Annotated in this window: 4 protein-coding genes; 3 read left to right on the top strand and 1 reads right to left on the bottom strand. The window is 46.7% G+C overall.

What is annotated here, in order from left to right:
• The 3 genes from D9734_RS17350 to gadW all read left to right on the top strand — a co-directional run.
• The coding region (locus D9734_RS17350) for a pyridoxal-dependent decarboxylase (RefSeq protein ID WP_240780547.1) at positions 1–655 on the top strand (655 nt) is incomplete at its 5' end.
• A gap of 395 nt (positions 656–1,050) precedes the next feature.
• A complete protein-coding gene (gene gadX, locus D9734_RS17345; protein ID WP_130209218.1) occupies positions 1,051–1,866 on the top strand; it encodes a DNA-binding transcriptional regulator GadX in 816 nt (271 codons plus the stop codon).
• Between the two features lie 368 nt (positions 1,867–2,234).
• Positions 2,235–2,963 carry an acid resistance transcriptional activator GadW gene (gene gadW / locus D9734_RS17340; protein WP_130209198.1) on the top strand — a complete coding sequence of 243 codons (729 nt, stop codon included), beginning with the start codon at positions 2,235–2,237 and terminating at the stop codon, positions 2,961–2,963.
• Positions 2,964–3,326: 363 nt separating this feature from the next.
• On the opposite strand, the gene mdtF is transcribed toward gadW, so the two are convergent.
• Positions 3,327–6,440: a multidrug efflux pump RND permease MdtF gene (gene mdtF / locus D9734_RS17335; protein WP_130209196.1), complete on the bottom strand. Its 3,114-nt coding sequence runs from the start codon at positions 6,438–6,440 to the stop codon at positions 3,327–3,329.
• Positions 6,441–6,457 lie beyond the last annotated feature (17 nt).

Here is a 6,457-nt window from a genome sequence, read left to right as displayed (position 1 = left end):
CCTTGCGCCGTTCGTGGCGCCAGATATCGTCTGGGACTTCCGCCTGCCGCGCGTGAAATCGATCAGTGCTTCAGGCCATAAATTCGGTCTGGCTCCGCTGGGCTGCGGCTGGGTTATCTGGCGTGATGAAGAAGCGCTGCCGAAAGAACTGGTATTCAACGTTGACTATCTCGGCGGTCAGATTGGTACTTTCGCCATCAACTTCTCCCGTCCGGCAGGTCAGGTGATTGCGCAGTACTATGAATTCCTGCGCCTCGGTCGTGAAGGCTATACCAAAGTACAGAACGCCTCTTACCAGGTTGCTGCTTATCTGGCGGATGAAATCGCCAAACTGGGGCCGTATGAGTTCATCTGTACGGGGCGCCCAGATGAAGGTATCCCGGCGGTGTGCTTCAAACTGAAAGACGGGGAAAATCCAGGATATACCCTGTATGACCTTTCCGAACGTCTGCGTCTGCGCGGCTGGCAGGTTCCGGCATTTACCCTCGGCGGTGAAGCCACCGACATCGTGGTAATGCGCATTATGTGCCGCCGTGGCTTCGAAATGGACTTCGCTGAACTGTTACTGGAAGACTACAAAGCCTCCCTGAAATACCTCAGCGATCACCCGAAACTGCAGGGCATTGCCCAGCAGAACAGCTTTAAACATACCTGATAACCGAATGTCACCTGCATGCCAGGAGCATGCGGGTGTAATTCATTCACGGTAAAGAAATATATCCTATAAATAAGAGTAGTGGCGTAATGATCAGGATGCTAATTCTGATCATTTTTTTGTTTTTTGGGAAATTCATATAATTGAATAATTTGCAATGTAAATTAAATATTGTACAAATTACAATAGGATGCATCAGCTATTATTCATATCCGTTATTATTGCTTGTTTTTGCTCTAATAGATTGAAAAATAAGTGACCTGGAACAATGCTTCTAACCACTTAGGATGCTATTATTTTTTTTCGTTTAAGCTTTGTTTAAATCGCGATTTGACTTAGGGTGTTGGCGTGCTACATTAAATACAATAATATGTTTCTGTTATAGTGTATTAATGATGCAATCACTACATGGAACTTGTTTAATTGCGTACGCAAAGCATAAATATATTCTTACCATGCAGAATGGTGAATATCGCTGTTTTAACGGTGGTGATTTGGTTTTTGCGGATGCAAACCAGATTTTAGTTGATAACTGTGCAGAGAACGTCGTCTTTGTCACGAAGGAAACACTTTCATTATTTCTCCCAATGCTCAAGGAGGAGGCATTAACTCTTCATGCCTGTAAAAAAGTACCTTCGTTAATCGTGCATCACTGTACCCGAGATATCCCCGTTTTTCAGGAAGTTGTACAGCTTTCACAGAGTAAAAATCTCCGCTATGGTGAGATTTTACGTAACAGGGCATTAATATTCGCAATATTGTCGGTTTTTCTTGAAGATGAACAGTTTATAGCGCTACTCATGAATATCCTACAGCCCAATATGCGAACTCGGGTTTGTACGGTCATTAACCGTAATATTGCTCATGAATGGTCATTGGCGAAAATAGCCAGCGAGTTATTGATGAGTCCAAGTTTGTTAAAGAAAAAATTGCGTGAAGAAGAGACGTCTTATTCGCAACTGCTTACCGAATGTAGAATGCGACGCGCGTTACAATTCATTGTAATACATGGCTTTTCTATAAAGCGAGTGGCCGTGTTGTGTGGCTATAACAGTGTGTCGTATTTTATTTATGTTTTTCGCAATTATTATGGCATGACACCGACTGAGTATCATGAACGAATAGCTGAAAGAGGGGGTGATAACCCTCTGATGATGGACACTTGTTTAGCAGGAAAGTGTTGTCACCCTGAAAGGATAGTAAGGTTATAATTGCTTTTTGAAGATAAAAAAAACCCGGCATAGGGGACCGGGAAGAGGATAGTCTGCCGTCTCCAGACTAATAAGCCGTTATAACACTCCATGTTGGCACGGGAAACTTTGTGCTCTCAGTGGGTTAAATATAACTTTTGCTGGAGATAAGATCAGCCAATTTTTTATAAACATAAGCTATACACAAATTTAAGATATATCACGCATGCATTTACTTTTTATGGCTTAACTGATATATGCGCTTATGTATGTGATTACTTTTTGGTCCTACCAATTTTGGCAGTTTTGGATTTTTACAGGAGTCATACATCATTTCATTTGTATACTGAAATTGTAATGGTTGTAGTAATGGAATATAAGGGCTTGTCATGACACACGTTTGCTCAGTGATCCTCACCCGCCGTTCATTTGATATTTATCATGAGCAGCAAAAACTCTATTTGCAAAAAGAGAGTATTCTTTTGATGGATAAATATATGGTGGAGAATTTTCCTTTTGATGAATCCCATGCCCGTAGACTAGATATCGATGAAAGGATCATTAGCCATTATTTGCACAATGTCCGTCTTTCGGGTCGGTGTTTAGGGCTGCATGGTAAAAAACGGTTGCTAGTTAACCCAACACCACCAATGCCGCTGGTCACTGCGATATTTGATAGTTTTGCTCAAGAAGATATTGCGTCCAGAACATTAAGTAATATGCTTTACTTTTCCTGTCTTTCGATGTTTTCACGAAATAAAGAACTTATTCCCTTCCTTTTTAATAGCATTAGTACTGTTTCAGGTAAAGTTGAACGCATTATTAGCTGTGATATAGCCAAACGTTGGTATCTGCGTGATATCGCCGAAAAAATGTATACCAGTGAAAGCCTAATCAAGAAAAAATTGCAGGATGAAAATACCTGCTTCAGTAAAATATTGTTGGCCTCGCGAATGTCGATGGCCAGACGATTACTCGAGTTACGACAAATCCCGCTGCCGATGGTCGCAGAAAAATGTGGCTATAGCAGTACGTCGTACTTTATTAATACTTTCCGCCAGTACTATGGCGTAACACCGCACCAGTTTGCGCAACAATCAACTGGGACCTTTAACTGACAGGATTTCTCATTCGAAAGTCGGTCAGGATCTCCCTCACACTTCATGTGAAAATCTTTCCTCATTAACTCTGCCGGGTCACCGGCAAGTTTGCTTTCGCAGTTTGCAAAACACTAAACGTATTTTCAGGAGGAAAAGACGCGGCATGTTCAGGATTATTAAGTTTGCAATTCATACAATTACGGGAATTCTGGTCAGTGTCGTGTTGTTTAAATTGATAACCAACGGTTGGAGCGGGTTCTACTTTCAATGCTGTTTACTGAGTCTGATGTTCCTGGCAGTAAGCTGGCTGTTGAGTGGCGAGTGGTTAGCGGGAAAGAGTAAGGCTGAACCCTCACGTTCAACCTTACTCTCGTTTACGCGTTACGCTTTTTTAAAGCGGGCAAAGAGATGTTCCACCACAACGAAAAAGACCGGAACGAAGTAAATCGCCAGCACCGTTGCTGCAAACATCCCCCCCATAACGCCTGTACCTACTGCGTTTTGCGCACCGGAGCCTGCGCCATGACTGATAACCAGCGGCAGTACGCCGAGAATAAAGGCCAGAGAGGTCATCAGGATTGGGCGTAAGCGCATCCGTGCCGCTTCGATAATCGCTTCCATCGGTGTCTTCCCTTCTTTTTGCATCATCTCAACCGCAAACTCGACAATCAGGATGGCGTTCTTGGCGGAAAGCCCAATGGTGGTCAGCAGACCAACCTGGAAGTAGACGTCATTGCTTAACCCGCGCAGATCTGTAGCCAGTAACGCGCCAATTACCCCAAGCGGTACGACCAGCATTACCGAGAATGGAATCGACCAGCTTTCATAAAGTGCGGCGAGGGCAAGGAACACCACGACCAGCGAGATGGCATATAGTGCCGGGGCCTGGTTGGAAGATAACGCTTCCTGATATGACAGTCCGGTCCATGAATAGCCAACGCCAGTCGGAAGTTTTGCGACCAGATCCGCCATAAATTTCATTGCGTCACCCGTACTTTTTCCTGCCGTCGCTTCACCTAAAATCTCCATTGCTGGAATACCGTTGTAGCGTTCCAGACGTGGTGAGCCGTAGGTCCATTCTGTTGAAGAATAAGCAGAAAGCGGCGCCATCGTGCCGGAGGCGTTGCGCACATACCATTGGTTTATATTATCTGGCAGCATGCGGAACGGTGTTCCCGCCTGGACATACACTTTTTTCACTCGTCCCTGGTTAAGGAAGTCGTTCACGTAGCTACTACCGAAAGCGGTGGAAATGGTCTGGTTGATATCGGACAACTCCACGCCCATCGCCTCAGCTTTCGCAGCGTTGACGTTGACTTTGAACATCGGTGTATCTTCCAGGCCGTTCGGGCGTACCCCGGTGACCTGGTCAGGGGATTGTGCTGCCAGAGACAGCAACTCATTTCTCGCCTGGGTCAGCTTTTCATGTCCCAGGTTACCGTTGTCCAGTAGTTCCATATCAAAACCTGACGCTGTCCCCAGTTCTGCTACCGCCGGTAAGTTGAACGGGAAAATAACTGCTTTATTGATGCGGCTAAGAGCCACCATCGCCCGCTGAATAATCGCGGTCACCGAATTTTCTTCGCCGACGCGTTCAGACCACGGCTTCAGGCTGATAAACGCCAGACCGTTGTTTTGCCCCTGGCCGCTGAAACCAAAGCCGCCAACGGTAAACACCGACTGAACATTATTTTTCTCTTTTGTCAGATAGTAATCGGTCACCTGCTGCAGCACTTTAGTGGTGTTAACCATCGTGGAACCTGATGGTAGCTGTGCAGTGGTCATAAAGACCCCCTGATCCTCTTCTGGCAAGAAGGAGGTCGGTGTACGCAGAAACAGCACCGCCATCCCGGCACAAATCAGCAGGTAAACCACCATATAACGACCCGTGCAGCGCAGCAGTGAGCGGGTACTGTCGGTATAGTGTTGAGTTGATTTTTCAAACAGATGGTTAAATCGCACAAACAACGCATTCTGTTTGTGACCGCCTTCTGGAACGGCTTTCAAAATGGTGGCGCAAAGGGCAGGCGTTAGACTCATCGCCACAAACACCGAAAGCAACATGGAGGAGATCAGCGTAATGGAGAACTGACGGTAAATTTCCCCGGTCGCGCCGCTCATAAAGGCCATTGGCATAAACACCGCGGAAAGCACAACGGCAATCCCGACCAGCGCACGTTGGATTTGCCCCATTGATTTATGCGTCGCTTCCTTCGGCGGCAGCTTATCTTCTGCTATCACGCGTTCGACGTTTTCTACCACCACGATGGCGTCATCCACCAACAACCCTATAGCTAACACCATCCCGAACATGGTGAGGGTGTTGATGGTAAAACCGACAGCCGACAAAATCGCGAACGTGCCGAGAATAACGACCGGTACGGCAATAGTCGGGATGATCGTAGCGCGAATGTTTTGTAAAAACAGATACATGACCAGGAAGACGAGGATGATGGCCTCAACCAGCGTTTTGAAAACTTCCTGGATTGAAATTTTAATAAATGGTGTCGTGTCGTAAGGATAAACCGTCTTCAGGCTGGCGGGGAAATAGGCCGATAAACGGTTGAGCTCCTCTTTTACCGCCCGGGAGGTATCGAGCGCGTTTGCTCCTGTAGCCAGTTTGATAGCGATCCCGGCGGCAGGTTTGCCGTTATAGCGCGCCACGGTGGAGTAATCTTCCGCTCCCAGCTCGACGCGGGCAACGTCGCGCAGCAGCACTTGTGAACCATCTTGCTGAACTTTCAGCAGGATTTTGCCAAATTCTTCCGGTGTTTGCAGACGTGTCTGCACAATGATCGAGGCGTTCAGTTGTTGGTCTGCCGCCTGTGGCATTCCGCCCAGTTGACCGCCGGAAATCTGGTTGTTCTGTACCTTGATTTGGGAAATAACATCGGCAGGAACAAGGTTGTATTTATTGAGTTTTTGCGGGTCCAGCCAGATACGCATGGCGTACTCTGAACCAAAGAGCTGCACGCTACCGACACCTGCGGTACGACTTAATGGGTCTTTAATATTAGAAGCCACATAGTCCGCAATGTCGTACTGGTTGAGGCTGCCGTTTTCAGAGATAAACGCTGCCACCATCAGGATATTGCTGCTCGACTTATTGACGCTAATCCCTTGTTGCTGTACTGCTTCGGGGAGTGATGGCATAGCAAGTTGCAGTTTATTCTGCACCTGAACCTGCGCAATATCGGGCGACGTTCCTGTCTCAAAGGTCAGTGTGATGGAGGCATTACCCGCCGCATCACTGGTTGATGACATATACATTAAGCCATCAAGTCCATTCATATTTTGCTCAATCACCTGAGTGACTGAATCTTCTACCGTTTGCGCATCAGCACCCGGATAGGTGGCGCTAACGGTGATGGTCGGTGGTGCAATCTGCGGATATTGCGCCACCGGTAAGTTCATGATCGCCAGCCCGCCTGCGAGCATCAAAATAATGGCAAGTACCCAGGCAAAAACCGGGCGATCAATAAAATAGTTAGCCATGAAAGTCCCCTTAAGCC

It is taken from the genome of Escherichia sp. E14S1 (assembly GCF_004211995.1).
Classification (GTDB): Bacteria; Pseudomonadota; Gammaproteobacteria; order Enterobacterales; family Enterobacteriaceae; genus Escherichia.
This window is presented reverse-complemented; position numbering and strand designations above follow the sequence as displayed.

Coding starts and splice junctions, on each gene's coding strand:
- gadX (WP_130209218.1), top strand. CDS start 1,051: ATGCAATCACTACATGGAACTTGTTTAATTGCGTACGCAAAGCATAAA.
- gadW (WP_130209198.1), top strand. CDS start 2,235: ATGACACACGTTTGCTCAGTGATCCTCACCCGCCGTTCATTTGATATT.
- mdtF (WP_130209196.1), bottom strand. CDS start 6,440: ATGGCTAACTATTTTATTGATCGCCCGGTTTTTGCCTGGGTACTTGCC.